Source organism: Stieleria varia (assembly GCF_038443385.1).
Classification (GTDB): Bacteria; Planctomycetota; Planctomycetia; order Pirellulales; family Pirellulaceae; genus Stieleria; species Stieleria varia.
Genome location: NZ_CP151726.1, coordinates 4,547,025 through 4,573,846 on the forward strand (window position 1 = coordinate 4,547,025; position 26,822 = coordinate 4,573,846).

Annotated in this window: 22 protein-coding genes; 15 read left to right on the plus strand and 7 right to left on the minus strand. The window is 56.8% G+C overall.

What is annotated here, in order from left to right; all coding sequences use genetic code 11:
• Window positions 1-102 precede the first annotated feature (102 nt).
• Together Pla52nx_RS15260 and Pla52nx_RS15265 are read left to right on the plus strand one after the other, a co-directional pair.
• Complete coding sequence (locus Pla52nx_RS15260; protein ID WP_146523544.1) at window positions 103-495, plus strand: heavy-metal-associated domain-containing protein; 393 nt, start codon at window positions 103-105, stop codon at window positions 493-495.
• A 20-nt stretch (window positions 496-515) separates the two neighbouring features.
• A complete protein-coding gene (locus tag Pla52nx_RS15265) occupies window positions 516-1,301 on the plus strand; it encodes a sirohydrochlorin chelatase (protein WP_146523543.1) in 786 nt (261 codons plus the stop codon).
• A gap of 57 nt (window positions 1,302-1,358) precedes the next feature.
• Here the strand turns inward: Pla52nx_RS15265 and Pla52nx_RS15270 are convergent, their stop codons facing one another.
• On the minus strand, window positions 1,359-2,708 hold the full coding sequence (locus Pla52nx_RS15270; RefSeq protein ID WP_146523542.1) for a DUF1552 domain-containing protein: 1,350 nt from the start codon (window positions 2,706-2,708) through the stop codon (window positions 1,359-1,361).
• Window positions 2,709-2,797: 89 nt separating this feature from the next.
• Window positions 2,798-5,140: a DUF1588 domain-containing protein gene (locus tag Pla52nx_RS15275; protein ID WP_146523541.1), complete on the minus strand. Its 2,343-nt coding sequence runs from the start codon at window positions 5,138-5,140 to the stop codon at window positions 2,798-2,800.
• Window positions 5,141-5,491: 351 nt separating this feature from the next.
• Between Pla52nx_RS15275 and Pla52nx_RS15280 the strand changes: the two genes are divergently transcribed.
• From Pla52nx_RS15280 to Pla52nx_RS15310, 7 genes are all read left to right on the plus strand, one after another.
• A complete protein-coding gene (locus Pla52nx_RS15280) occupies window positions 5,492-6,412 on the plus strand; it encodes a TIM barrel protein (RefSeq protein WP_146523540.1) in 921 nt (306 codons plus the stop codon).
• Window positions 6,413-7,251: 839 nt separating this feature from the next.
• Window positions 7,252-9,111, plus strand: coding sequence for a hypothetical protein (locus Pla52nx_RS15285; RefSeq protein WP_146523539.1), 1,860 nt, complete (start codon window positions 7,252-7,254; stop codon window positions 9,109-9,111).
• 632 nt (window positions 9,112-9,743) lie between these two features.
• Complete coding sequence (locus tag Pla52nx_RS15290; protein WP_146523538.1) at window positions 9,744-10,010, plus strand: DNA-directed RNA polymerase subunit alpha C-terminal domain-containing protein; 267 nt, start codon at window positions 9,744-9,746, stop codon at window positions 10,008-10,010.
• Window positions 10,011-10,342: 332 nt separating this feature from the next.
• Complete coding sequence (locus Pla52nx_RS15295) at window positions 10,343-11,407, plus strand: hypothetical protein (RefSeq protein WP_146523537.1); 1,065 nt, start codon at window positions 10,343-10,345, stop codon at window positions 11,405-11,407.
• Window positions 11,404-11,784, plus strand: coding sequence for a hypothetical protein (locus tag Pla52nx_RS15300; RefSeq protein ID WP_146523536.1), 381 nt, complete (start codon window positions 11,404-11,406; stop codon window positions 11,782-11,784). The genes Pla52nx_RS15295 and Pla52nx_RS15300 overlap by 4 nt, the downstream gene beginning before the upstream one ends.
• Before the next feature lie 46 nt (window positions 11,785-11,830).
• A complete protein-coding gene (locus Pla52nx_RS15305) occupies window positions 11,831-12,541 on the plus strand; it encodes an ATP-binding protein (protein WP_146523535.1) in 711 nt (236 codons plus the stop codon).
• Between the two features lie 3 nt (window positions 12,542-12,544).
• Entirely contained in the window at window positions 12,545-13,213 is a 669-nt protein-coding gene (locus Pla52nx_RS15310) for a hypothetical protein (protein WP_146523534.1), read from the plus strand.
• A gap of 58 nt (window positions 13,214-13,271) precedes the next feature.
• Here the strand turns inward: Pla52nx_RS15310 and Pla52nx_RS15315 are convergent, their stop codons facing one another.
• Window positions 13,272-14,225, minus strand: a complete 954-nt coding sequence (locus tag Pla52nx_RS15315; protein ID WP_231742824.1) for an SMP-30/gluconolactonase/LRE family protein — start codon at window positions 14,223-14,225, stop codon at window positions 13,272-13,274.
• A 201-nt stretch (window positions 14,226-14,426) separates the two neighbouring features.
• Between Pla52nx_RS15315 and Pla52nx_RS15320 the strand changes: the two genes are divergently transcribed.
• Window positions 14,427-14,870 (plus strand): 6-pyruvoyl trahydropterin synthase family protein, encoded by a 444-nt coding sequence (locus tag Pla52nx_RS15320; RefSeq protein ID WP_146523532.1) that lies wholly within the window; start codon window positions 14,427-14,429, stop codon window positions 14,868-14,870.
• Between the two features lie 96 nt (window positions 14,871-14,966).
• On the opposite strand, the gene Pla52nx_RS15325 is transcribed toward Pla52nx_RS15320, so the two are convergent.
• The 3 genes from Pla52nx_RS15325 to Pla52nx_RS15335 all read right to left on the minus strand — a co-directional run bounded on the left by Pla52nx_RS15325 (window position 14,967) and on the right by Pla52nx_RS15335 (window position 18,647).
• Window positions 14,967-17,531 carry a serine protease gene (locus tag Pla52nx_RS15325; protein ID WP_197455118.1) on the minus strand — a complete coding sequence of 855 codons (2,565 nt, stop codon included), beginning with the start codon at window positions 17,529-17,531 and terminating at the stop codon, window positions 14,967-14,969.
• A 113-nt stretch (window positions 17,532-17,644) separates the two neighbouring features.
• Window positions 17,645-17,866, minus strand: a complete 222-nt coding sequence (locus Pla52nx_RS15330; protein WP_146523530.1) for a hypothetical protein — start codon at window positions 17,864-17,866, stop codon at window positions 17,645-17,647.
• 100 nt (window positions 17,867-17,966) lie between these two features.
• A complete protein-coding gene (locus Pla52nx_RS15335; RefSeq protein ID WP_231742823.1) occupies window positions 17,967-18,647 on the minus strand; it encodes a redox-sensing transcriptional repressor Rex in 681 nt (226 codons plus the stop codon).
• A 603-nt stretch (window positions 18,648-19,250) separates the two neighbouring features.
• Here Pla52nx_RS15335 and Pla52nx_RS15340 point away from each other — a divergent pair.
• Complete coding sequence (locus Pla52nx_RS15340; RefSeq protein WP_146523529.1) at window positions 19,251-21,101, plus strand: hypothetical protein; 1,851 nt, start codon at window positions 19,251-19,253, stop codon at window positions 21,099-21,101.
• A 453-nt stretch (window positions 21,102-21,554) separates the two neighbouring features.
• Entirely contained in the window at window positions 21,555-23,198 is a 1,644-nt protein-coding gene (locus Pla52nx_RS15345; RefSeq protein WP_231742822.1) for a prenyltransferase/squalene oxidase repeat-containing protein, read from the plus strand.
• A gap of 125 nt (window positions 23,199-23,323) precedes the next feature.
• On the opposite strand, the gene Pla52nx_RS15350 is transcribed toward Pla52nx_RS15345, so the two are convergent.
• Window positions 23,324-23,530 carry a hypothetical protein gene (locus tag Pla52nx_RS15350; RefSeq protein WP_146523528.1) on the minus strand — a complete coding sequence of 69 codons (207 nt, stop codon included), beginning with the start codon at window positions 23,528-23,530 and terminating at the stop codon, window positions 23,324-23,326.
• 177 nt (window positions 23,531-23,707) lie between these two features.
• On the opposite strand from Pla52nx_RS15350, the gene Pla52nx_RS15355 reads away from it, so the two are divergent.
• The 3 genes from Pla52nx_RS15355 (at window position 23,708) to Pla52nx_RS15365 (ending at window position 26,809) form a co-directional block, all read left to right on the plus strand.
• Window positions 23,708-24,265 carry a hypothetical protein gene (locus Pla52nx_RS15355; RefSeq protein ID WP_146523527.1) on the plus strand — a complete coding sequence of 186 codons (558 nt, stop codon included), beginning with the start codon at window positions 23,708-23,710 and terminating at the stop codon, window positions 24,263-24,265.
• Window positions 24,266-24,428: 163 nt separating this feature from the next.
• Window positions 24,429-25,733 (plus strand): FMN-binding protein, encoded by a 1,305-nt coding sequence (locus Pla52nx_RS15360; RefSeq protein WP_146523526.1) that lies wholly within the window; start codon window positions 24,429-24,431, stop codon window positions 25,731-25,733.
• Window positions 25,733-26,809 (plus strand): non-reducing end alpha-L-arabinofuranosidase family hydrolase, encoded by a 1,077-nt coding sequence (locus tag Pla52nx_RS15365; protein ID WP_146523525.1) that lies wholly within the window; start codon window positions 25,733-25,735, stop codon window positions 26,807-26,809. Before Pla52nx_RS15360 ends, Pla52nx_RS15365 begins: the two co-directional genes overlap by 1 nt.
• The last annotated feature ends 13 nt before the right edge of the window (window positions 26,810-26,822 follow it).

Below are 26,822 nucleotides of genomic sequence, written 5' to 3' on the forward strand. Positions count from 1 at the left end.
GACGCCAGAGGATAACGATCGGTTGATCGGCTATCATTATGGGACAGATCCACGTCAGTGGATACGCCCGCCAACATCACACCACCTGCCTCGGAGTTACTCATGCGTTCGGTCGTCTACGGAGTCGCCATCTTGGCTGCAGCCGGAATCATGTATGTCGTCGCCCAAACACCCTCTGACCCGGCTACCAACCAGGAAACCGCGGTCGCAACGAGCGTGACCCAGCCCGCGACGGTGGAGCCATCCGCCGAACAACTCACCAAGGTCACCTTGAGCGTCCCCGACATGATGTGCCCACATGGTTGCTACCCGTCGATCAAGGAACGATTGGAGTCCTCCGATGACATCGTGTCCGTCGAACTGGGGCCACAGAAGGTCGAGGGTGAGATCGACAATCGTCAAATCATCGTGACGCACAAAGAGAGCTTCAACGTCGACGACGCGATCGCCCAGTTGGAGACGATCGGATTCAAGAACGCGAGCGTCGTGCAGTGAACCACGACGCGGCCCCGTCGATGGCTGAGCCCGCTCCGGCGGGCGTGATGCTGATCGGCCACGGGACGCGTGACACAGAGGGCACGGAGCAGTTCTTTCAATTGGCTTGCCAGCTTGATGCGGTGCTGGGCCGGCGTGATGTTCCGTTGCCTCTGGCGGCTTGTTTGTTGGAGTTTCAAGAACCCACGATCAGCCAAGCCTGGGATGCCCTCGTTGCTCGGGGTGTGAAACACATCCACGTGGCGCCGCTGCTGTTGTTTGCCGCGGGACATGCTCGCGACGACATCCCAAAGGCATTGGCTACGTGCCAGCAACGCAACCCCGACGTGACTTGGGATCAAGCAGGCCCGATCTCGCGTCACGGTGCGATCCTGGATCTGTTGGAAAGACGGATCGGTGAAGTCACCGGTCGGTTGGACGGTTTGGAACTTGATCGGACCGCATTGGTGATGGTCGGCCGAGGCAGCTTTCACCCCTGTGCCCAAGCCGACATGCGAGTGCTGACGGAAGTGCTGGCTCGCCGTATGAACTTTGCCGTCCATCGAACGGCTTTTTACGCGATGGCCGAGCCGAAGCTGCCGGAAGTGCTCAGCGCGGTGGCGACGGACGACATCACGGATGTGATCGTTCAACCGCACCTGCTATTTCAAGGGCGTTTGTTCGACGCAATTGCTGAGCAAGTAGCCGAAGCGGGGCAGAGGTACCGCGGTGTCCGTTTCCACGTGGCGGGGTACTTGGGGCCAGAGCGAGCGATCGCGCAAGCCATCCATGATCGTGTTTTATGTACGTTAGGCTTTCTAGCCTGACATGTCTGCGCGTAGGTCAGGCTAGAAAGCCTGACGTACATTCAGCCTGACCTGCGATCAGCTCAGGCCGGTGAGGACTCCGTCGCCGCAGTGGTCGGGGTTGCCGAAGGATGGGGTTGGGAAGCCGAACGACTCGGCAATCGTCATCAACAACCGATTGTGCGGCACGCCACCCATCTCCAACGCCTGGCCGGTCTTGAAATCCAACCCGCCGCCGACGAATACGAACGGAATGTTGTCTCGCGTGTGCGAGTTTCCTTTGCCCAATTCGTTCGTCCAGACGATCGTTGTGTTGTCCAGCATGCTGCCGTGACCAGAGGGGTCAGGGGTTTCGGCAAACCGTTGTGCCATCGCCGCGACTTGCTCGGCGTACCACGTGTTGATCTGGATCAGCTTCTCATAAGCTGCTTCGTTTGAATCCGGTTCGTGAGACAATCCGTGGTGGCCTTCATCGATTCCCAGCCATCGCATGCGTGGTTGACCGACGCTGTTGGTGATCTGGAACGTCGCGATGCGGGCAAAGTCGGCGGCGAAGGAGTTGACCAGCAACTCGATCTGCATCCGAGTGATCTCAGGCATGTTGTCGTTTTGTTCTTCGATGTTTGGTGGCAACACGGGGACGGCATGCGAGACACCATCGTTCTTCGTTGCTGCTGCCAGCTCCGTCTTCAGTTCTTTCTCGACCGATCGGACCATGTCCAAGTGCCGGTGCAACATTTGGCGGTCTTCTGCCGAGATCATCGACTCGACTTTCTTGAAATCGCCAGCCAAGTCGTCCAGGACACTTGCCAGCAGTTTTTGGTTGCTCGTTTGTCCGTACAGTTTGTCGAACATTTGGTAGGGATCACTGATCGGTGCGACTGGCTGATTCGCGCCGGCATAAGACATACGAGTCCATGTGTCCGCACGTTCGGGAACCATCACGCCGAACTCCAGCGATCCGAATCGGGTCTGCGTCGTCGGATCGGCCTGCAACAGATTCTTGAGGTGTTGATCGATCGAGATCCCCATCGACCAACCCGCCGGCGTATCACTGCCGCCTTGAACGTCGCCGGGGAACAACTCGATACCGGTCAGCAAACATCCGATGCCACGCATGTGCCCATCGCCGTCACCTTTGATGCGGTTGTTCAAACCGTGCATCGTCAGCACTTGATCTTTGAACTTCTCCAGCGGTTTCAAGATCCGTTTGAAATCCAACTCCGGTGCTTTGGTGTCAGGCCAAAAGTGATCGGGGATCACGCCGTTGGGGCTGAACACAAAAACGAGACGACGCCGACGCGAGGAACTGGCGGCCCATCCCAAGCTGGGCAGTCCGACCAAAAGTTGTGCGGCCGCGGCGCTGACGCCCAATCGCATCAGGAAGTCGCGTCGGTTCAAACCGTTTCCGTTGGATGTTCGTGGCATGGTTCGTTTTCTGTTGAGGCGGGGTGAATGAGGTGGGCGAGTCAGGCGGATGGCAGGTCAGGTCGATCGCGAGTCAGGTCGATCGCGGGTCAGGTCGATGGTGTCGATTCGTCGGGGACCATCGCAGCGATGACCGCGATTTCAACGATCAGTATCCTGATGTTGTAACCGCTGTCCTGGAAAGATTTTAACAGTTTCTGCGGCGTCTCGGGGCCATAGGCTAGGATCGGCTGTTTGGTGAAAAACTCAAACGCATTTTCGACGAATGCGGATTGGGCGTCCGTGCTGTTGGCGAAAAACTCCGCAAGCTCTCTGGGACCGTCAAAGCTTACCTGCTCGCCTCCGCGGGTCACGTAGCTACCACTCGCGTCGATCGGCTTTTCCTTTTCCATCGCTCTGAATCGTCCCACGGTGTCGAAATTTTCCAGGGTGAAGCCCAGCGAATTGATCTTCTGGTGGCAAACCTGACACTTTGCTTCGCCTGTCTGCAGTTCAACGCGTTCACGCGTGGTCAGCATCGGGTGCAAGTCTGGATCTGTCGGTGTGAAGGCGGCGTTGGGTGGACGAAGGGTTCGTCCCAAAGCGTGGCGGATCAAGTAGACGCCGCGATGAATGGGGGACGTCGTGTCGTAGTACGCCAAGTGGCTCATCAGTAGCGGGTGGCTCAGCACTCCAATTCGGCTTTCGGGGGCCGAGACGCTACGGACCACTTCGCCCGGTACGGCATCAGATGCCGGTTTCCAGGTCTCGCCATAGAACTCGTGCAAGCGTTCGTTGGTGAACGTCCAATCGGCGAGGAACAGTTGACGGTAATCGCTCGAATCACTCCAAGTGACTTCGTCCAAGAAAGCATCAAGTGAAAGCCTCAAGTCGAGCAGCAGCTGTTTATCAAATCCCGCGAACTGTTCTTGGTTCTTGGTGACTTCCGCCGTCGGGTCCAATTTCAACCATGTGTAGAACATCTCGTGCAGTTTGCCGCGTGCACGAGGGTCGCCGATCATCCGCTCGGCGGCCTGCCGCACTCGGTCTTCTTTTTCCAAAGCGTTCTTTTCAGCGTCTTTGATCAGCCAATCCGATGTCGGCAGCGAGTCAAAGAGAACCAGCGCCAGCCGGTTTGCCACGCGACGCGATCGCGACTGGGTGTTGTCGAGCGTCGGATACAGAAATCGAGGTGACTTGATCGCCAGCAAACAAACACGTCGAATCGCCATGGCATTGTCTGGTTCGGCATCCAGTTGTCGATCGATGTACAGTTGGCGAGTTTCCTCGTCGACCTCGCCACGAAATGCGACTTCCAACAGTTCTGTCAGGAAGCCCCGGAGTCGACCGCGATTCTCGTCGGAATCCTTCTTGTGCTTGCGCTCGTAGTCTGGCCAGAGTTCTGTCGTGGCGATCTCGGCAAACTCAAGCGCCGCTCGCGTGGTGGATTCGTCCCATTGGCGATTGATGTCGGTGCCACGCTGGTAGCCGTAGCTTTCATCGTCCGGTGGCAACTTGGTTTCGATCGCAAACGTTGCGGGCAAAGTATTGACTGAGAGATTGCGGGTCGGGATCAACTGCTCGGTGCCGCCCGGTGGGACCCAGGAAAGCGAGAACTTCGCTGGCGGCAACTCGGTCTTACGCTTTCGCTGTTTGAACTCGATCCACAATGGATATTGTCGGCCGGCCAACAACGTAACGTAGCGTCGGAATTCCTCCTTGCCTTCGGACTGAACATGGTTGTCGATGAGCAGGCGTTCCCAATTGCCGAAACGGAACTGCATCGAGCAGCTTGAGCGGACCACCAACTCGTAACGACCGGTGTGTTCCGCTGTGAGCGTTCCACGCCAATCGATACGGAATTCTTGGGGGTCGATTCCGTTACCTGGACCGTCGTTGCCGAAGTCAAAATCGATCACGGCGTCTGTCCGCTCGATCTTGAGATTTTCCTTCTTGCCGCTCGTGGTGGTGTAGTATGAGCCCTTCAGGCCGTGCTCTTTCTCCACCCAGGGATCGCCGCCGAAGGAACCGTAGAGGTCGGCAAGACTTTGCTGCAACTGGCTGCCGGTCAGGCGGGCAAAGTGATGCGTGGCAGGCCGGTTTCTCAACCGGGCGGCTTCGCCATAGAAGGCCTCGTGGATGTACGCCGCCACGGCTTGAGCGTCATCGCCGACACAGCTCTCCGGCTTTTCCTCTGGCATCGTTTCAGCGATCACCGTTGTCAACTCGCCGATGGAGGAGTCGCCGATCAACGGATCCGCGTAATGATCCTTGACGCCTTGACCGGACTCGCCGTGGCAACTGGCGCACTTGGACTCATAGATCACTTGTCCTTTGGCGATCAGAAAATCGTCGACTTCTGCAGCGCGTACGCTCCATCCGAGCGTGGTGCAAAGAGTGGCCAGTCCGACCGCCAATGCAGCGGACGACCTGATCTGGCTGAAATTTCGCATGGATCGTTCTTGGTGGGATGCAGTCTGCGGGCGGGGTGGCACGTGCCGGTCGGTGTAAGGGCCGGTCGGGGTAAGGGCCGGTCGGTGTAAGGAACGACTCTGGTACCACAGAAGACTGTATTTGGGCGGGAATCGGCCTTCGCCGACACCCTCCATTCTAGCCATCACGCCTGTTTTTGCACAGTCTTGATCTTTGCAGGCGATCTGCGGCAGAAAGCCCCTTGGACCAAACGGGGTGATTCTGCGATACTACGCCCTCACCACTCAATTAAACGTCCATTTACCTCTTTTTTTAACAGTCCATGCACCCCCACCGGATGGCGGGGTTGAGAAGGATTGACAGGAAACAGAATGCTGAAGAACTTTTCACCCCAATCGCTCGGTCTCAACGGTCGCCAAAGTGAGTTGATTGAGTTGGCGTTGACCTATGCCTTCCGCGGGATGGACGTCGACATGTACGAGATGCTTCGTCGCAGTCAACGAACGAGTCTCGACGATGCTGCCAAGTACTTGCGTTCGGCATCGATTGCTCTGGGCGGATTCAACTTGGAAGTCAACTTGGACGCAGACGACGATGCGTTCACCAGTCAGTTGGGTGCCGTGCATCCGGTGGCTGAGCTGGCAAAGGAACTGGGAGCCACGCGTGCTTATACGGTTCTGCCGGCGGCGACCGATCGGTTGCCCTACCACGAGTACTTCCAGACTCAAACGGGACGACTTGGGCAGATCGCAGACGTACTGGGCGCTCAAGGCATCAAGCTCGGTGTGACTTTCCAAGCTGCCGCTGGTCTGGCTGACGGCAAACAGTTTGAATTCATGCGTAAAGTGGAAGGCCTCGTTGCCTTGGTCCGCAGCGCCGGCAACTCGAATGTCGGTTTGGTGATCGATACGTGGGATTGGGCCGTCGGCGATGGTGCGATGGATCAAGTCAGTGAGTTGAAGGCCGGCGAGATCGTCGCGGTCCGGCTCGGATCGTTGCCAGCCGACGTTGATGCGTCAAAGGCCAAGGTGTCTGATCGTATCCTGCCGACGTTGCAAGGCACGATCAATCACGTCAACTTGATCAAGCATCTGGAGTCCATCGGGTTCGATGGCCCCGTCAGTCCGTCGGCATCGCCTCTGCAGTACAAGAATCAGACGCGTGAAAAGACGGTGCAAGACGCCCAAGAAGCGATCGATGCGATTTTCCGTGAAGCAGGACTGCACGTTCCCGCATTGCCGATGGATACGATCGAAGACATCGTGTATGAACCGACTCCGATCATCAACTGATCGTTGTCCGAGACGAGAGTCATTCGAAAAGGCGTGATGATTTTTTCATCACGCCTTTTTTGTTTCCCGTGGCCTGACGGCCAGCGGTTCAGGGCATATGGCACCATCATACGCCCTGAGCCGCGATGCGTGAGCAATCTGTCGCCGCTCCGCGGCTCGTTGGCGGCGTCGGGCGGCGTTCACCTGGGGCTCGCGCCCCAGGCTGTATGCTGTCGTCGCATCCGCGACTGAGGCGGTGGTTGCGCAATCCAAAATCGGCGTCGGATAGCTGCGGAGCAGCGACAGTGCTAACCCCATGTTTTGGGCTGGGCTCGCGGCCTTTGCGAATTGTTCTGAGCAATCCAACGCAAATCGTCTCAATGCCCTGTCAACCTCCTCTAACCAATCGGACGCGAGTGAGCGGACCTGCACAAGTGGCACATTCCCAACCTTCTTGGTCAAACGCCATGTTTTTCCGGATCCGAAAGGAAAGCCCAGGCGGCAAAGTCACCGATAGCTTCCCATGTTCCGCTGACGGGCTCACAACTCGCCTCGCGTCGGAGCAGAACAAATTCCCGCCTCACTCACCACTCAACCGTCTCAGAAAGGACTGCCGCACTGCCCAGACAAATCATGATCAATGAACCAACGTCGCGCAGGATGGTGCGTGAGTGTCTCGGTGATTTGCCATGAACCCACCGGAAAAATGCTGAATCGTCAACGGATGGATTTTCCGCACGACGCGAAACGACGATCAGCCAGGGACGGCATTAGCGGATGGCTTTCAGGAGGAAACCTATATCATGAAAATGACTCGTCGAATTTCGAAGCGGCTCCGCCGTTTTGCACTTTTCTGTTTCATGGCCACTGGCTCATCCGGCTTCTTGACGCCATTTCCTCTCGCCGCCGCTGAACCAGGAAAAGCGATCACGCCGACTCCGGTCGAGTACCGTGTCGATGATCCGTCGCAATGGTGCGGTTGGATCATGGAAGAAGCCATTCCTAGCGACACGTGCAACTACGACACGTGGTCTCAGTACGAAGACGAGTTGGTCGCCAAGGCAAAGCGGACCGATCGCAGCGAAAAACAGATTGACAAACAAATCACAGAGCAAGACTCAGAGGCTCTCGCCGACGCAGAAGCCGTCACGGAATGCTCCGAAGAACACTTCGCGGAGTACCTTGGTCCGGCCACGCACGATTCACTGCCGCAACCGGCATTGTCGACCCAGCCCACCATCTCTCGCACTTCATCTCAATTCGACTCATCGATCGCCGCCGTTGCCGCGACCGCCTGTGCCAGTGCCGGGATTCCTTTTGAGCAAATGGTCGAGCCCTTCGCGATGGTAGGAACTCGCTTTGGTGGCTCCGGTGATCAAATCGATCGCTTTCAACAGTGGTGGATCGAAGCCGCGGAGAAGCACGCAGCGGCACAGGCCGCGGAGCAGATCGCGGCTTTGGCGGCGGACGTCACCGCAGAGAGTGACGACAGCGAACAGTCTGTCACAGATGAATCTTTTCTTGATGAGGGCGACGCTGACTCGGCCTCCAGCGCGATTGCACAAAAATCGGACGCTGAAAACGAAGAGGTCAGCAACATGGTGCCAGTAGTGGACTTCGATAGCGAGATTGCAGGCGACGAACTGTGGGCCAACGAGAGTGAGGCAGAGGTTGCCCAAGAAACCGCCGAGGTTGTCGAAGAGATCACGGAAGTCGATGAGGCGTTGATTGCAGCCCAAGATGAGGTGGAGATCAAAGCCGAGTTGGATCGACTTGCTGGCGAAGAGCCCGTGGACGCAGACGAAAAACTGGATCGCACGCTTGGCAAGAGCGTGTTGGCCATGGATTCCATTCCTGCCGAGCCTGAGGAGACGACGGAGTCCGTCATAACGGAGTCGTTGTCCGCAGAAGTCCAGTCAGAATCGTCATCAGAAACGTCTCCTGAAACGTCCCCTGAAACGTCCACGGGCAGTGTGGCAACGGCAGAAAACGCCGAGGTGAGTGAGCCGACTGCGGAAGCGTCGGTCGCCCGTGCCGCCATCTCGGAAGGGCAGCAGGTCGATGAAATCTTGATCGGCAGCTCGCCCGTTATCTGCACGATCCCCGAAGCCTACTTGCCGTACGACTTGGCCGCTCGTGACTTGCCACACAACGGTCTGTTTTCCTTTTCCAAGCAACCGTTTTGTGTTCTGACACAAGACTTGATCGCGGACGTCAAGCAAGAACCGGCTCAAAGCGGTGACTGGAGTCCGCTGGACCCCAACGCAGTGCCGGTGGCTGAGTTGACAGAAGAAATCGGCGCGGAGGACGTCCGGTATCTGGAGCATTTGTTGGATGAAGTTGTATCGAACGCCTCCGAGGTCATCACGGAAAATGATCTCGCGGGCAAACGGCTCTCGGCCGACCAAATCGGGCAAGACTTCGCCGCACTCGTGGTGAGCGGAGAAGGCTTGGTCCAGAATGTTGCACGGCAACTGGCTCTCGTATGGCCAGCCCAACCGCAGCAGGTCGGTAACGCGGGAGCCGAATTGTTGGCGCGTGCTCAGGCTGTGGAGCAGATTGAACCGGTCCAGTCCGATCAGCTCGCCGAAGCAACCGCCACTGTTTTGCAGTGGGTTGACGCCGCCCAGAGGGTCGCAGATTCCGTTGGTCAGAGATGGCAGGAAATCACTGAGGTTGCCCGAAATCGTGGAACTCAGTCCCAGCCGACTCGGCGATAACGCCTGTGAACGTCTGAAAGGTTGAAAACAGATTCGCCGGTCTCGTCCATCCTGCCGGCTCCCCAAAATCTGGATTCACTGCACAATCCGCTCGTTCTCTCAACGCCCTCCCTTGTTGAGAACGGGCGGATTTTTTTTGCTTGCCGTTCGGTCACTTCCTCCCAAGGAACTTGGCATACCCGTAATGGGATTCGCCAGAATTCCTTCCTGCTGGGATTTCTGGCGAAACCCACTACGACAACGACTGAAGATGCATCCCTCAGCCGTACAGACGCTTGCGTTTCGAATTCGCAACACGCTTGGCGGGGCACGCTATCGACTTGGAAAGTCGTGCGACGATCGTTCGGCTCTCCGAGTCGAAAACGAACACTATCGTGAGCCCAAACAAAAACCAAACGCTAGCGTTTGAAAGTTCGAAAACTCGAGTCAATCTTACCCAGTTTGCCAGCTCGGCTCTTTGCCGTTCTTGTTCGACGTTTTCATGTTGAAAACTTGTCCGTCATCCTTTGCCAAATCGTTACAGATCGCTTACTCTTTGCGGCCAATACGTTCACGTCGCTGGCGTTGAACGATGCATCGCATTAGACAGCGATGTGTGGCTGCATTTGTAGGAATCCAAAAGGAGTTTGGCGATGAGCACGCGAATCAAAATCAGTCAGGCGGAAGAAGACGCTCGTTTGCGTAACGAGCGATTGGACCTCAGTATCGCTGAGATGGGTTTGTCCGTACGGACGACCAATTGTTTGGAGGAAACGGGCATTCTGACCGTCCGTGACCTGTTGCATGCGACGCCAAAACGTTTGCTGGGGATCAGCAATTTTGGCGAAAAGACTCTCGGCGAAGTCTACGGAGCCTTGGAAGAGCTGGGGTTCTATCGCCCCAGCCGCCAACCACGTTGAGCCTAGCAGGCGACGCTGCGTAGCATTTTGACAGTCCAAAATACCAGCACGAAACGCAAGCGAGTGAATTTTGCGAGTCACTCGCTTGCGCTTCGTGCTGGTAAGTGCCGCGTTTGAGCATATGAATGCTTCACAGCGTTGCCGATAGGGGGCAAGGGGCGTGTCGGCCGCGATTCGGCTGACGTAGAATCTGAGGCGTCCAGACGGCGTCTTTCCCCAATGCTTGGGCGCCATCGTCATGGACCCAACGCCCCCTGCACAAAGATGTGCGAAACGCCTCTGCACAACGATGTGCGATCCCTCACTGCCGAATTCCTCCCCCGTCGTCGATCATGTTTCGTTTTCCCCGTCCATGGAGCAAGAAGCGGGGTAAGCGATTTGTGGGAACGCAGCTGCGCAGCATCCTTTGGGAGGTCGCGTTCTACTCCGGCGTATTCATGCTCGGCGTGTTTGTTCTCTCGCTGGTATTGCTGAACCGGTTTTCTCCTGAGACCACCCAAGACCTGAGCGTCGATGCATTAGAGGACAATAGTCTGAGCGTGTGGGTGTTTAGCATCCTGGCCCTGGCGGCGATGGGCAGCGGTGCGGGCGGCATGCTGTATCGATTGATGAGCGTGGGTGCCAGCAGTGAACGACGCTCGGCGATGGCCAACCGAGCCGGATCGATTGAGTTGATCGTTCCCAGCAGCGATGACATCGCACGGCTGCCAAGTGTCCCGCGTGGCGCGGCGTTGACGGACAGTCCTGGCGAGCGTTTGACCTATCGCTTGGCGTCAGAGAATTCGCAAGCCGGAGAGTTGATGGGACCGGCAATTCTGGCCCTATTGTGGAACACCGTTTGGTTCATTTTGTTGGCCGTCGTGGTGTTGGGATTTTGGTACGGAAGTCCTCGGTACATTTTGGCCGGACTGTTGGTGCCCTTTGGCACGATCGGCTACTGGTCCTTTCGCTATTTTCTTTCTCATCTACGGCGATTCGCTGGGATTGGTCCCACAATCGTCGAGATCAGCGACCATCCGTTCTACGCGGGCCACAAGTATCGCGTGCATGTTTCACAGGCCGGTCGGCTGAAATTCAGGTCGCTGTCGGTGCGTTTTGTGTGCGAAGAAGAAACGATTTTTGCGCAGGGAACGGACGTTCGGGTCGAGCGCCATGAGGTTTTTACCCAAGAACTGTGCGATGAAAAGAATGTACGAGTTGACCCGGAGGTGCCTTGGGAACAACAATTCACCTTGGATCTACCTCGCAACGCCATGCATTCGTTTGTGGGGGCTCACAACGCGATCCGCTGGAAAATCATTGTCACTGGAGAAGCACGGCCGTGGCCATCGTTCTGCCGAAACTTTCTCGTCGTCGTTCACCCTCCGGGCTTACCGCTGAGACGCAGCCCGCGGTGAACGTTGCGCTGTGTCGCGCCGACGGGATTTACCAAGGCGGCACGAACCTCGCGGCACGCTGGCGAGTCAGCCGCGTGACCCTGGATCAGCTGCAGGCGATCGAGATCTCTGTGCTGTGGTACACCGATGGCAAAGGGGACCAGGATCTACACGTCCATCACTTTGAGCGTCTGGATGAAAGCCAGATTCAACGGACCGGTCTGGCCGACGAGCACCGACTGACCTGTGAACTGCCGGCCACCCCGTTGAGTTATCATGGGCATCTGATCTCGGTTCGATGGTGTATCCGCATGCGTCTGTTCCTTTCGGACGGTCGTGAGATCGTCACAGAACAGCCTTTCTATTTGGCCGCGAGTTCGCCCTCGACGCTCGTTTGAGCATCGATTGTCCCCTACCGTTTGATTGCTCGACGGAGATTCCGGCGTGACGGATCGGTTCACCCCTCAGCCCACCAATCCGTTCGCGACTTCTCGCACAAGTCCAGGCGTCGTGCCGTACCGTTTTGCGCCCGGTCGTCGCGGCGGGAATCCGCAAGCCGCCAACATGCACCTGGAAACGTTGCTGGCGGCATTGAAGGAATGTCGGCGTGGTTTGATCGTCGGCCCCCACGGCACCGGCAAGACGACCCTGGTGCACAGCTTGCTGCCCAAATTGCAGCGGGCCTACCCGATGGTCTCGTTCAACCATCTGTCGTCAGACCCGAGTGATGGCTGGTTCAAACGCTTCATCGCGCGGCTGAAACACTATCGAAAGATACGGGGCGAAATGCTCCGACTGCCAGGCGACGGATTGTTGGTGGTTGACGGCTGGGAACAACTCAGTCGCTATTCCCGTTATCGTCTCGCTCGCTCCGCTTTTTTGCGAAACATCAATCTGCTGGCAACCGCGCACCGACGCATCACAGGCTGGACCGTTGTCGCCGAGACATCCACATCTCCGGAAATGATTCAGTCACTCGCCGGAGACTTGTTGGCGGAAACACCCCACGAAATCAAAAAACTGGTCGCCGACCAAATCAAATCCCGGCGAGTCAGTGAGCGAACCAACGTCCGTGAACTTTGGTTCGACATGTATGATGTTGTCGCGAAAGCACAAACCGAATCCCGACGCGACAAATCTTTTGGAGAGCTGTAAACCATGGCGGTACGTTTGAATGTGGTCATGGTGCAAAGCCCACCTCCCCTACCCGGCGCATCCGTGATCGCGGAAACGTTGGTCGGCGAACTGATCGGACGCCCAGGCATCGATCTGATTCTGGTGGAACGTCTGGACCGAATCACAGAGTCCTCCACCGACCATCTGACCCTCCATTCTTTGCAAGGAGACGTGGCGGTGTTGGATTGGTCGTCCGCCGCAGAACAACAAACGGCACTCGCCCAAATCGGGATCCCGTTGCGAGTGGCACCACATTCCCTGGCTTCAGATTCCCCGGAGCCTGATTCGAACCGGTCCGTCCCTGCCACGGTCAACGGTTCGCGTCGCCTCTACGGGTTTGACTTGTCCACTGTCCAGAACGCCGACCGCGTGATCAAGGCACTGCTGGAGTTACAGCAAACACGCTCGGTGAAAACGTTCTCACTGGGAAACATTCCAGTGATTCAGAAAACAGCGCCGCAGAAAACATCGGACGCGACAGCGAACACGTCACCCGCGTCTTCCAAGATTTCCGCGGCCACGACTCAGTCGCCCCACTCGCCATCCAATCGCAAGTCAAACGCCAATCACCCAACGAGCACCAGTCGTCCTTCAAACGACGACGAGTCCTTGGATCGGCTCTTGGATGAACTGGATGAGCTTGACGTCTGACCGGCGTAGTGGACGAGGTCACGAGTCCCGACCAGCGTCACGGATTGATCGTGAGTTGCTATCGAGGGAACTTGGGCGAATCAAACCCCTGCGCGCTCAATCCGCTGTCGGCGACAAACAATCGGCCCGCATTGGGGCATGCCTGTTGATCCGCGGGGCTCATGTTTTCCACCGCCGTGGTGATCACGAGTTGCAAACTGCCGTCATGTTTCACCAGCGCCGGACAAGTGTTTTGAGGTGACCCTGCGGTACGCCACGTCGCCCGCAATTCACCGCTGGCCAAGTCATACAACCGTGTTTCGCCGTGATCGGCAACGGACGGCAGGAACATGGACACGATCAATCCTGCTGCATCGGGGGTCAAGATCGCACCGTCTGGGACCGCCGGATCGTCGGTCAAGTCCAGCACAACGACCGCGTCAGTCAGTGTGCCCGCGTCGATGTCCAACTCGTATCGAACGACCGTTCGTGTCGGCGAATCGATGTCGATCAAGTTCAGCTTTCCGTCGATCATCATCGTCGCCTTTCCGTTGCTGCAAATCTGATCATCGCGCAAGCGGATCAGCTTCGCGTCTCGGCCGCGATACAGATACAAACCGGCTTTCTTCGTTGCGAACTCGAGGTCTTTGGTGCCAAAGACCAGATTGTCTTCGATCATCAGGCCATCGTTGATGATCGTATTCTCGACGTCGGCATCGACTCCTTCGCAAAAGACATCCCAACTGCCATCCGCCGTGTCAAAGATTCCCAGGGATCGCTCGCAACCGACAACGAACTTGCCATTGGATTGACAGGGAAACGCAAACCCTGGGCGTCCGGGCAACTCAAACGACCGGTTTTCGCCCGTCCGCAGATCCAGCAGGTTGACGCTGCCGTGTCGGGCGTTGGCGCCGTGTTGGATGCCGACCCAGGACAAGACGCTCTCGGAGTACTGGTACGGGCCTTCCGGCAGGAATCGCAATTCGCTGGTTGCAGGGACGTCCAACGGGCGGGCTTCGTAGGTCTGGCTCACGTGAGCATGCTCCAATAAAACGGTGAAAACGGACAGGCAACCGACAGTGTAGAAGCCACGGCTTTTTGCTGAAACCGGGTGCCGATGCGAGCCCTCGTCCGTCGTGACGGAGGGCTGCCCAGTGGTTGACGATCGATCTATCATGACCGAGTTGAATATCGCTACCCGAGCCCCGAGAGCCGTTTCGTGTCATTGAGCATCATGCGTCGTTTTGTCTTCTGCGCCGGTCATCGCCTGGTGGGACACGAAGGCAAATGCCAGAATTTGCACGGTCACAACTACGTCGTGGAAGTCTATGTGACAGGAGCAGAGCAAGACGCGGTGGGGCGGATCTTGGATTTCAAATTGCTCAAGCAACGCGTCAACGGTTGGCTGGACGACCACTGGGACCACACCTTCATTTTGTGGGACCAAGACGAAAACGGTCTGGCCGCGATCCGCTCATCGCAACCCCACCGGATCTATGAGCTTGATTGCAACCCGACAGCCGAAAACATGGCGATCCATTTCTTGGAAAAAATCTGCCCCGTGATCCTCGACGGCACCGGAGCAACTGCTTTCAAGGTGCGGTTATGGGAAAGCGAAGAAACCTGCGCAGAGGTCGAACTGAATCGCCAAAAACCGACCAACCCGGTAACCCCGTAACCCGATCGTTTAACGACAAGCCGCAGGCGCAATCGCCACCACCAACCGTCCCACACCGCACGTATCCCCACCGTAGGAGCCAACGCCGCAATCCCATCAGGGGCTGACAAAGTTGTACAGTTCGATGTCGGCTTCACCGCTGCCACTGAGGTATCCACTCGGTCCGACGGAGATCAATTCACGGGTCTTGAACTCATCGTAATCCTTGCCCGACTCTTTGCCTTGTGCCCAAATAGAGAACCGATCGCCATGGATTTGCTTGCCGTCGAACGTCAGCAATGACGCTTCACCGGGCGCGAATTCAAATACCGCTGCTTGACCCGCCGGCGGATACCAGCGTGTTTGGCCATCGGATCCTTTGACGCGATAGCGAACCATCACTTGCAAATCTTCACCGGTTCGATTGGCAATCTTCAACAGCTTGGAAGAGTATTTGACAAAGGCGTCCGGCAGCAACTCTTTGGCTTTCCTGAAGTCGCTTTCTGCTTCGTTTGACCTGTCCAATGCCGAACGGGCCTGACCACGAATCGAGTAGCAATCCGCATCGTCGTCAACAAGGCTTATCGACTGAGTGAGATGAGCAACAGCATCGTCAAACTTACGCAGCTTCAGACTTGCGTGTCCCCGATTGAGCCAATAAATGTAGTTGCCGGGATCAACTTGCGTTGCGATGGCAAACTGTGCTTCGGCAAGCGGGTAGTTTCCCAGATCAAAACCGACCAATCCGACTTCGTTGTAAACCCGATGGTCGGTTTCATCGATCTCGATCGCGGAGATCAAGTTTTCCGTTGCTTGCTGAATGTCACCCGTGGCGATCAGGCAACGAGCTTTTGAAATCCAATAGTCGGCGTTCGTGCCGTCCAACGCGGTGGCGATGTCAAAAAGTTTCAGTGCGCCATCCAGATTGTCGACCGCTTGTGCTGATTTTCCCATCAGCCAATAAAAATGGGGTTCTTTCGATTCCAAGTCCACCGCGGTTTTGATCGCATCGATTGCTTTCAAGTGCTGATCAGATTTGGCCAGCATGTCACCGCGATTGGCATGCGCCCAAGCGTTGCTGGAATCGGCTGCGACTGCTCGATCAAAATCCGCCAACGCCTTATCCAACTCATCGATGTGAGAATAGACAATGCCGCGTTCGTTGTAGAACTCGGAGGATTGTTTGGGGTCCACCGCGTTCTTGATCGCATAGGTCAAATCCACCAACGCTTTGTCGAACTCACCCAGGTCAAACTGAACGTTCGCGCGTCCATGGTAGGCATACAGCATCGTCTTGTCCGCTGCGATTGCATCGTCAAACTCCGTCAGCGCCGTGTCCAAATCGTCACGTTCATAGAACACCCAACCCCGCAGGGCCATCACCTCCGCATTGTTCGGATCCAGACGCAGTGCTTGCGTGAAATCCGCAAGCGCCTGGTCGGTTCGTCCCGCCGCACGATGATGCTTGGCTCGCGCCATGAATTGTTCCGCCGTGGCCGGCTGCACCAACGGCAACGCGTCTTTGAGGAACGCTTGGACTTCTGACAACGCGATGTAGAGGCTGACCGAACGCGCCGTTGTGCTGTGGCCTTCGACCACGGCGACCAATTCTCCGGAGTCGTTCACGACCGGCCCGCCGCTGTTTCCTTTGTTGGTCTGCATGTCGGCTTCCACCACATCTGCGTTGTAGCCGTTGGCCATCGATCGCGAGTACACCGCACGGACATCGCCCGAAGTGTAGATCCAGTATCCTTCGCTGCCCGCTGGAATGCCGCCGAGCGAGTGGAGCCGTTGACCGAGTGACGGAGCGTCGGATCCGAGTTTCAATGCACTTGTTTGGTCTGTCGGCAATCGATCCGCCTGAATGATCGCCAAGTCTCGCGCTTTGTCGCCATAGATCACCGTCGCATTGATCGCCTCAGCGTTCCTCGCATAATGCCCAGCATCGTGGATCACTCGCCCGTCACGGTACTCGGGGAAATACAGTTTCATGCTGGTCACATTGCCGATCTTCTTGTCATGCGCACCGGCGTTTGCGACGTGATCGTTGGTGACCAGCAACCGTTTCTCGTAATCCAGAATCCAAGCCGTTCCGGTCCAGTGGTAATCGCGGTCATCGCTGCAAGTCACATTCGCCGTGGCGTGCAACAGCTTGGCCACAATGTCTGTAGGCCCCGCTGAAACGACCGGGGCGGCATCCGTCAGTTTCATTGCAGGTTGATCGGAATCCTTGCGATCGCCCTTTTCACCGATGATCTGAAAAGGGTACGTGCCGAGCTTTTTTTCGTCGTAAAAGATCTCCGCGCGATACTGGTCGCTGATGGGAAAGGGCGCCGTGGGATGCAGGCTGAATACGCCGTAGGCGTTGGCGTCCTTGGCAACTCCCGTGGCGTCCAATCGCGAGAGGTCGGCCGAGGCGACTGTGATCTCTTGCTTGTCCAGGTAAAACTTGCAAGACAACACGCCGGTCTTCGGACGCGAGTTCAGCGATACCTTCAAGTAAACCGTGTCCGTCGGCGCAAAACGGGTGCCCGTTTCGCTCACTTGGTCTGCGTCCGATATCGATTTCCCAAACTCCGCTCTCGCGACCTCAATGTCTTGAACGACCGAATCCTGCGCCTTGCAGGGAGCCAGAGCAAGCAAACCGGCAAACACTGCTGCCGGTACAAGGGATTTGGCCATATGGAAACTCGGCAAAAGGAGAACGACAAGCATTTCAGAACAAGAAGTGTCAGTTTACTTCCCCTGCAGCCTTCCCACCTGCTGGACATGCGATCATTAGCGATAATCGTTGATCACTTCATCGCGATCCAGCGGTATCCGTTGAACTGTTTGACGTCTCGGATCTTGACTCGGATCAGCCAACGGCCCGAGCGAAACGTGACCGAAATCCTTGAGCGGCTGACCGGCTCCGAGAAACAATTCAACTTCGTCGTTTGGTAGGGGCGCCAGTGCTGGCGGTCATTCTGTTTGCAGATCTCGCAGGGCACTCCCGGTTCGATTCGAAACGACTGCATCTCGCGTCCTCCATGGCTCGGCGGTGTTGGAAAAAAACACTGCCACAGAAGATGCCCAGAACGCCGACACCATCGGTCATGAGTACTCGCCCGGGCGTCGCTATCGAGCCGAGTTCTGGACGCTAAAGGCGAGCCGTTGCAATTCGCTGGCCAAGTCGACATTCACAACGGCCGTCGTCCCAGGCAGCTTCAGCATCGTGGGTGCAAAGTTCAGAATACCGCTGACTCCCGCACCGACCAAAACAGCAGCTACCTGTGGCGCCTGGTCGGCAGGCACGGCCAAGATCGCCAATTCCGGCCGAGTCTCCATCAGCCGTCCCGCCATGACCGATGCATCACTGACCAGCACGCCGCCGACCTGTCGCCCCCATTTCGCGGGATCGGAATCAAACGCATCCGTCAAACGAAAGCCCAGTCGTTCAAATCCTCGGTAGCGTAGCAAGGCGTCTCCAAGAGATCCGACCCCGACCAACACGACTCGCCACTGCACACCACTGCCCAGCAATTGGCCGATTGCATCGATCAACTTCACCACCTCGTAGCCCACACCGCGGCGACCGATTGTGCCCATTGCACTGAGGTCTCGGCGAACCACGGCGGGCGAAACGTCCACCAGTTGCCCCAGTTCGCGACTGCTGGTGTGGGAGGTGCCCCCGTCATTGAGTCGATGCAGCTCTCGAAAGTAGAGACTCAGTCGCCCCACCGCCGGCTGAGGCAACCTGCCCGACGGCTCGTGCGGCATACGGCCGTCCACTGGTCCCTCGTCAGGTTCTTTTGACACTGTGAATCACCTTGGGCGACCGGTTCGGCTTGAGAAAGGCATCATCAGATGCCTCAAAAATCACTTCGTCATCCAACAAATCGATGGCGCGACTCAACGTCGAGGGGCTGTCGGATTCACAATCATAACGGTTGTAACAACGTTGCGTGCAATCATCGTGACGCGAGTCAGCGGCGTGCGGCTTTTGGCGACGCGTGTGGTGTTTTCACGACGCGGAATCACCCGCCAGCGGACGTCAAAATCGATACCATCGATAAGCTCGATATTGGCAGCAGTTCAGGATGACGCAACCCTCCTAAATTCGCTTGGCTGCCCCCTTTGTTTGTTCCAACTTTCTTACGCAGTCGATGTAGAGATTGCATCGGAACCCAATTCCAGATTTCGCAAGGTTTGCGTGATCGCTCCATCTTCCTCCCGCCATATGCGTCGGGCTGATGGGGTCGAGTTGATGGCCTAAGCACTTGTACTGCGTACAAGTGCCGGGCAACTCATCTTGGACGGGGGGGTTCTCTTTGTCGCAGAGTCGCTTGAGCAAGGTGCTCCGGGTGACGTCGCATGCTGCGTTCTTGCAACCCACAAGTTGTTTAACTGGAGAGAGTAAAGATGAAAAGGCTGTGGTTAATGCCTGCCCTTGCGATCATCGCGATCGTTTCGGGTGCAAAATCCTCAAGCGCTGCTTATTGCGGCGCGATCAGCTACCAAGGCTGTAGCGGATGTGGAAGTTCGGTCGTCGCCGAAGGTGCTGCTGCTGATGCAGTGGTTTCCGAAGGCGCTATCGTGGACGAAGCTGCTGGTGCAGCCGTCGGCGGTGGCAGCTACACCGTGATGCGTAACGTTCAGGAAACGGTTTACGAGCAAGTTCAAGAAACTCGTTATCGTACCCGCAACGAAACGTACTACGAAGACCAAGAAGTCCAAGCGACTCGCATGGTTCCCTACACGGAACAACGCGAAGTCCAGTACACGGTCATGGTTCCAACCTATGAAACCAAGACCCGCACGATCAACTACACGGTCAACAAGCCCGTGTATGAAACTCACTCACGAGTGATCAACTACACGGTCAAAAAACCCGTGTACGAGACCAAGACCCGTACGATCAACTACACGGTTCAAAAGCCCGTGTACGAAACGCACGAGCGAGTGATCAACTACACCGTCAAGAAGCCCGTTTACGAGACCAAGACTCGTACGATCAACTACACGGTCAACAAGCCGGTTTACGAAACTCACAGCAAGACCATCAACTACACCGTGATGGTTCCTGTTCAAGAGCAAAAGAGCCGCACGATCAACTACACGGTCTACAACACCGTGCAAGAGCAAAAGGTCCGCACAGAGAACTACAGCGTTGTTGTTCCTGAGCAATACACCAAGACGGTAACCGTCAACGGTGGACATTGGGAAACGCAAACCGAAACCGTTCCTGGCCCGATGATGCGTCGCACCGTTCGTGAGCCTGGCACGTGGACGTTTGATCCGTCGACCTGCCGCAACGTATACTGCCCAGGCGCTTGCCGAGTAGAATGCGTTCAAGGTTGCCCGAAGACCATCTGCAAGAAGGTTTGGGTCCCAACCTGCGAGCAAAAGGAAGTCACCTGCACCCGCTATCGTCGTGAGTGCCGAACTCGTGAAATCCCTTACACCGTGTGCCGCAAGGTAGCCGAGTGCCGCTCGAAGGTTGAAAACTACACCGTCTGCAAGATGGTCCCAGAATGCCGCACCAAGGTTTGCAACTACACCGTTTGCAAAATGGTTCCTGAGTGCCGCACCAAGACCTGCAACTACACCGTTTGCAGCTACGTCTGCGAGCCTCGCACCAAAGTTTGCAAGTACACGACTTGCAAAATGGTTTCCGAGTGCCGCACCAAGACTTGCAACTACACCGTTTGCAGCTATGTCTGCGAACAACGTAGCAAGACTTGCAACTACACCGTCTGCAAGATGGTCCCAGAATGCCGCACGAAGACCTGCAACTACACCGTTTGCAAAATGGTTCCTGAGTGCCGCACCAAGACCGTTTGCGTCAACAAGTGCCGTCAAGAGTGCTACACCAAGACGATCAAAGTCGCCAAGTGCCGCAAGGTTTGCGAACCTTACACGGTCACCAAGTGCGTCCCACGAGTCGTCTGCAAGCAAGTTCCTGTGACCGTCTGCTGCCCAGCTCCCGCTTGCGGATCAGCTTGTGGTGACGGTTCAGATTGCGGATGTGGTGCTGCAGCCGGTAGCGACTGCGGATGTGGCGCTGCCAGCAGCGACTGCGGATGTGCAGCTGCTCCAGCTTGCGGTTGCGAAGCTCCCGCTTGCGGCGGTTGCTCGGCTCCCAAGTCCTGCTTCGGCGGTGGCTTGCTGAAGAAGTTGTTCGGCGGTTGCAACAAAGGTTGCAGCAGCAGCTGCTGCGACGTTGTCGAACCAGCTTGCGGTTGCGAAGCTGCTCCCTCCTGCGGATGCTAGTTTCAAACAACTTGAGCGGCCCGACGCATAAGGACGCTTAAGTATCGCAGAATGCACGCGACACCATAGCGGGGTGGATTGCCAGAGGCGGTCCACCCCGTTTTTCGTTTATTATCGCGCATTCGAATCTCGCCGAGCCGATGCAAAGTCGACTCACCGGGCGGACTTGGCTACACTGAATCTGTCGGTCGGACCACTTTTAGCGTCCCCGCCGTCTCTCTCGTCTTCATCACACGGTCTGCAACGATGTCCCGAGCGGATGCCCCTAGCGACTCTTCCACCAGCTCGGAAACGAGACCCGTCGTGGGACCGTTGCAGCCCCCACGGACTCCGCCGCCGCAACTTGGCCCCCCCGTGGCCCCACCCACAGCTGTGCCACCCACAGCAGTCCCACCTACAGCTGTGCCACATACAACCTCGCCCCCCACTGGTGCGTCGAAGGCTCCGCTGGTCGTGGCGACATCTTCCAAGCCCAACAAGGCCGCGCCGCCCAAGCGAGACGCCAGCCAGTTGCCTCCTCCGCCGCCGCCTCGCAGCAAACCGGCCCCGTTGCGACCGGCACCCGAAATTGCTCCCCGAGTCAGTGGAGTTGGTACCGCTCGTGTTCGCTGGCGTGGAGAATTGGAAAGCATCAATCGTGAAGCGGAAGCTCGTGAGCGAGCCGAAAAAAGGCTCGCGGCGGGACTGCCGGTCGATGACCCGGACGCACTGGCGGACGACTCAGAAAATCCGGTTGAAACGGTCACCCGTTCGGCACCACCCTGGTTGGTCAGCATGGTGGTCCACTTGTTGGCCCTGCTGATCTTGGCTTTGGTGACGACACCGGCCGGTCAAGGAATCACGAGGATCATGCTGGAGTTCGGAACCAGCGAAACGCCAGCGCCGGCACTGGATCTGGAAGTCTTTTCCGTCGACACCGAGATCACGACCAATCAGATGACCGAGCAGACGGAGGACTCGCTCGTCGATGCTCCCGTCCCTGAGATCTTTGAAAACGTCGAGACGCTGGAGATGTCGCCGATCGACAAAGTCGAAATCGGTGAGACTTCACTCAAAGTGTCCAAGCCGATGTTCAACGGTCGGACCGGGGCGATGAAAAACGCTTTGCTGGCCGTCTATGGAGGCACCAAAGAAACTCAAGACGCAGTTCAGCTTGGCCTGCAATGGCTGAAACGGCAGCAAAGGTCCAACGGCAGTTGGAGCATGCGAGGGCCGTACAGCGACGGCGGCTTTACCGAAAATCAAACCGCAGCGACCGCGATGGCGCTGTTGGCATTCCTGGGCGACGGCAACACGCACAAAAGTGGACCGTATGCCGGTGTCGTCGACAAAGGTGTCAAGTTCTTGTTGTCTCAGCAAGACCGCAACGGCTTCATGGCCGCCAACGCACGCGATCACGAACGAATGTACGCCCAAGCACAAGCGACGATCGTGCTGTGTGAACTCTACGCGATGACCAACGATTCCTGGCTCCGACCACGCGCCCAGTTGGCTGTCGAGTTTGCCCAAGACGCCCAGGCTCAAGAAGGCGGTTGGCGGTATCGCCCACGCGAGGATTCTGATACCTCCGTGACCGGTTGGTTCGTGATGGCGTTGCAAAGCGCGATCGCGGGCGGACTGGAAGTACACGAGTCGAAACTCGATCGCGTGAACCTGTATCTCGATTCGGCCAGCAGCTTTGAAGGCGCGGGCTACTCCTACCAACCTCGCGGGGCACCCTCCCCGGCGATGACCGCGGAAGGAATCCTGTGCCGGCAATACCTCAAATGGACTCGTGACTCACCGCCACAGAAACGCGGTATCGATGCGTTGCTGTTGGATGCACCGTTCACAATCAAAGACCACGATGTCTATTACTGGTACTACGCCACGCAAGTCATGCATCACTACGGCGGCCAACCTTGGCAAGAGTGGAACGGGGCAATGCGTGTGCAGCTGCCCGCGGCTCAAGTCAAGTCGGGTGGCGAAGCCGGCAGTTGGGCTCCCCAACAAGACCAATGGGGCCGCAACTCGGGACGCCTCTACACGACTTGCTTGTCCATCTTCTGCCTCGAAGTCTACTACCGGCACATGCCGCTCTACAAAGACGTCCACTAGTGCATCGTCCGGTCTTGATTTTGGGGTTCGCCGTCTTGGCGTTAGCCACGGTTGTGTCACGAAAACCGTGGCTAACGCCAAAACGGCTCATCTACCGAACCCACGTTCTAGGACTGGACGATGCACTAGTCTGTTGCTGATTCAGGAACGATCGTCCATTCACCGCGCAATTGGTAGTGGGATTCGCCAGAATTCCTCTCGCCCAGGATTTCCGGCAAAACCCATTTCTCCATCGATTGATGCTGCGTTTCTATGCGGCCGACGGCGATCACGGCGGGCGTGTTGGTCAGGATGCAACCCTTCCAAGCCCGTGGTGAACGCCATCGGCTCATAAGAATTCTGTAACGGATCAAATCGTCAGTCCACAGGGGAATTTTTGCAAATCCGCGTCGTCAAACTATAATCAGGCGACTCGGATTCTGTCTTGACACCACCGGTGGAGCATCTCTACCAGTGAATTTCAGGAATCGGATTCCCTGTTGTCTTCGCGATTGCTACGGAGGTCCAACATGGCATCAAACAACGACGACAGTGTTGATCGAAACGACGAAGCGGCGAATTCAGGTTCGGCGATCGAGCGTTTCTTCCGCGGACTCAATGAGTTCATCTTTCACTCCAAGCTCGGAGTGGCTGACGTGCAGTTGGTCGACTACGTCAGCGAAATGATGTTACGCTTCGTTCGCATGGACTCGCTCTATTCCCTGCGACGCTCCGACGGCCAACGAGCCAAGCACGTCTTTCAGATGATCTGCGACTCGCAGAAACGCAAAGGTTTGGCTCGGCGTGAGGTCAATCGTCAGATCGGTGACTTTACCCTTTTTTGGTCCGGGATGTTCCCCGAAAGCTTGGAACGCCAGAACCGCAGTCCCGACGGGTTGCTCGACTATCGACGCCAGGGGAAACGCGCCTACGCGATCGCCGCTGAGATCCAAGGCGGCGACGAGAGACCGCCCGCTGAACTGCTTTTCCGACTCAGCGAACAATTCGAAATGTGCGCCTACGGATTGCGTGAAGTTCGCCGTCAATGGGAAGAAGGCGACCATGGAAACGACCTCCTGATCAACTAGTCTCCGAGTCACCCGTACGTCAGCTACCCGTACGTCAGCCTTTCCAGGCTGACTTACTCCCCAACGTAAACCGAAGTCCACCGCCCTCGAAAAAAACGATCCCAAACAGTTCCCGCCGTCGGTTACAATTCGGTTCCCCAACCGACCATCTATCGGGATCGACATGATGAAGCTCCGCGACACTCGAATCCTATTACTGCTGCTGACCATCACACTGTTTGCATTCTTGCAGTCTGCTGCTGCCCAAGACTCCGTCGAATTCCTTAACGGCGTCAACATGCAAGGCAAGATCATCGAGATCCGCAAGGACGCAAAAGAGTTCGATTTCGAAACCAAGATCGCCAGTCGTTCCATTACCAAGACCTATCCCTACTCCACCGTTCACGCGGTGACGATCAAGGGCAAGCGGTTCGTGCTGACGCCGAAAGTCGAAACGGCTGCCAACAAAGATTCAAGTTCCGACTCCAATGGTGGCCCCAGCCGCAGTCGCGCCGAAGTCTTGGCGTTGATCGAGTCCGTCGGCAGCCAGCCGCCCGACTGGCTCGAATCGACGCCGTTGAATCATCCGCCGACACTCGAATTGGATTGGCCCCTCAATGCAGACGGGCCATGGGACGAATCTCGCAACGTTGGTCAGTACATCTGGGGACGCGTCAACCCGAACGAATCTCGCTGGCGATCTGGAATTAAACTTGTTCATCAGTGTATAGATTTGCATGCCACCAACCCCAGCTTGCTCAACCGCGACATGGAAAAGCTCGGCGACATGTACTTCACGTTGCTGCAAGATTATCCTCGCGCCGCTTACTGGCTACAAAAAAAGGGTGCGACCGTCAGCAATCGCACCGGTATCTACTTGGCCGAATGCTACTGGCGTCTGGGCAACAAAGACATGGCGCTCGGGCTGTTGAAAGCACCGCAGTTACATCTTGATGCGATCAAGTTGCTCGGAGACATGGGGGAAATCGACTCGGCGTTGCGTGTGACCCAATCGTACAAGAACACCGGACTGTTCAACGAAGCCTTTCTGAACGCGGGCGACGCCTTGCGAGGCGCTGGACGTTTGGAAGAGGCCATCGAGTACTATCAAGCGATCTTGGATCGCAACCAAGCTCGAAACGAAGAGTATCGCAAGCGATACACGGCACGCGCCGCTGGGGCAATCGAAGCCATCAAGTTGTTTGACCAAGCTGACGTGGCCAAAGTGAAAGACGGAACGTATACCGATTCCAGCACCGGGTACAACGGACCGGTGAAAGTTCAAGTGACGGTGGCCGACAGCAAGATCACGGACGTGCGGGTGACGAAGCATACGGAGAAACAATTCTACGCAGCGATCTCGGACACGACCGGGCAGATCAAACGCACGCAAGGTGTCCGGAAAATCGACGGGACCAGCGGCGCAACGATCACGTCCCAGGCCATCATTCACGCGTCTGCTCGCGCGCTGGCTCAAGGAGCCCGCTGATGAACTGGCTCACCTGTCTCGTCGCCCTGACATCCGTATTCACATGGTTTGCGACAACGACACATCATGCAGGAGCGCAACAGAAATCGACTCAGATCACCGAGGACGGTCCATGGACGACCGGATCGTTTCGTTGGCGAGTTGGACCACCGATCTTGGGTATCGACGCAAATCGGCTGCCGGCGTCGGAGGCACATCCGTGGATCGCGGTCAAGGATCCCAGTGTTGTCCGATACAACGATCGCTGGCATCTGTTTTGCACGTTACGAAAAGCGAAGTCAGGTGACGGACGCATCCGAATCGGCTACTTGTCCTTCACCGATTGGGCTCAAGCCGACCAAGCGGATTGGAGCGTTTTGGACCTGACGCTTGGCTATCACGGTGCGCCACAGATCTTTTATTTCACGCCGCAGCGGAAGTGGTATTTGATCTATCAAGCCGCTGATGAAACTCGAGGGTTGCGGTACGGTCCGTGCTTTTCGACGACGGATGATTTGAGCGACCCCAAGAGTTGGACGCTGCCAGAACCTCTGTACGTGGTCCCCGAGGGCACCAAGGCGGGGCTGGACTACTGGGTGATCTGCGACGAACAGTCCGCATTTCTGTTTTTCACGACCCTGGATGGTCGGATGTGGCGGTCGCAAACCCGATTGGATCAGTTCCCCGATCAAGGCTGGACGGATCCGGTGGTGGCACTACAAGGGGACATCTTCGAAGCCAGTCATACGTATGCATTGAGTGGGCGATCGCAGTATTTGACGATCGTGGAAGCCCAAGCAGGCAAGCGTCGATATTTCAAAGGGTACGTGGCCGACCGTCTGGACGGCAAATGGAAACCGCTAGCGGACAGCAAAGTAAAACCACTGGTTTCACCGATCAACGTGATCAATCAAAACGAATCGTGGGCGACGTCCTACAGTCACGGCGAGTTCATTCGCACCGGTTTCGATGAACATTTGCAGATTGATCCACACGAAACACGATTGTTGTTTCAAGGTGCAGACGACGAGGAATATCAGCGAGGTGACTACGGCCAAATCCCATGGCGTTTGGGTTTATTGGACTTGGTCCGCTAGCCCGGGGAATCGT

Coding starts and splice junctions, on each gene's coding strand:
- Pla52nx_RS15260 (WP_146523544.1), top strand. CDS start 103: ATGCGTTCGGTCGTCTACGGAGTCGCCATCTTGGCTGCAGCCGGAATC.
- Pla52nx_RS15265 (WP_146523543.1), top strand. CDS start 516: ATGGCTGAGCCCGCTCCGGCGGGCGTGATGCTGATCGGCCACGGGACG.
- Pla52nx_RS15270 (WP_146523542.1), bottom strand. CDS start 2,708: ATGCCACGAACATCCAACGGAAACGGTTTGAACCGACGCGACTTCCTG.
- Pla52nx_RS15275 (WP_146523541.1), bottom strand. CDS start 5,140: ATGCGAAATTTCAGCCAGATCAGGTCGTCCGCTGCATTGGCGGTCGGA.
- Pla52nx_RS15280 (WP_146523540.1), top strand. CDS start 5,492: ATGCTGAAGAACTTTTCACCCCAATCGCTCGGTCTCAACGGTCGCCAA.
- Pla52nx_RS15285 (WP_146523539.1), top strand. CDS start 7,252: ATGGCCACTGGCTCATCCGGCTTCTTGACGCCATTTCCTCTCGCCGCC.
- Pla52nx_RS15290 (WP_146523538.1), top strand. CDS start 9,744: ATGAGCACGCGAATCAAAATCAGTCAGGCGGAAGAAGACGCTCGTTTG.
- Pla52nx_RS15295 (WP_146523537.1), top strand. CDS start 10,343: ATGTTTCGTTTTCCCCGTCCATGGAGCAAGAAGCGGGGTAAGCGATTT.
- Pla52nx_RS15310 (WP_146523534.1), top strand. CDS start 12,545: ATGGCGGTACGTTTGAATGTGGTCATGGTGCAAAGCCCACCTCCCCTA.
- Pla52nx_RS15320 (WP_146523532.1), top strand. CDS start 14,427: ATGCGTCGTTTTGTCTTCTGCGCCGGTCATCGCCTGGTGGGACACGAA.
- Pla52nx_RS15325 (WP_197455118.1), bottom strand. CDS start 17,531: ATGGCCAAATCCCTTGTACCGGCAGCAGTGTTTGCCGGTTTGCTTGCT.
- Pla52nx_RS15330 (WP_146523530.1), bottom strand. CDS start 17,866: ATGCAGTCGTTTCGAATCGAACCGGGAGTGCCCTGCGAGATCTGCAAA.
- Pla52nx_RS15340 (WP_146523529.1), top strand. CDS start 19,251: ATGAAAAGGCTGTGGTTAATGCCTGCCCTTGCGATCATCGCGATCGTT.
- Pla52nx_RS15350 (WP_146523528.1), bottom strand. CDS start 23,530: ATGAGCCGATGGCGTTCACCACGGGCTTGGAAGGGTTGCATCCTGACC.
- Pla52nx_RS15355 (WP_146523527.1), top strand. CDS start 23,708: ATGGCATCAAACAACGACGACAGTGTTGATCGAAACGACGAAGCGGCG.
- Pla52nx_RS15360 (WP_146523526.1), top strand. CDS start 24,429: ATGATGAAGCTCCGCGACACTCGAATCCTATTACTGCTGCTGACCATC.
- Pla52nx_RS15365 (WP_146523525.1), top strand. CDS start 25,733: ATGAACTGGCTCACCTGTCTCGTCGCCCTGACATCCGTATTCACATGG.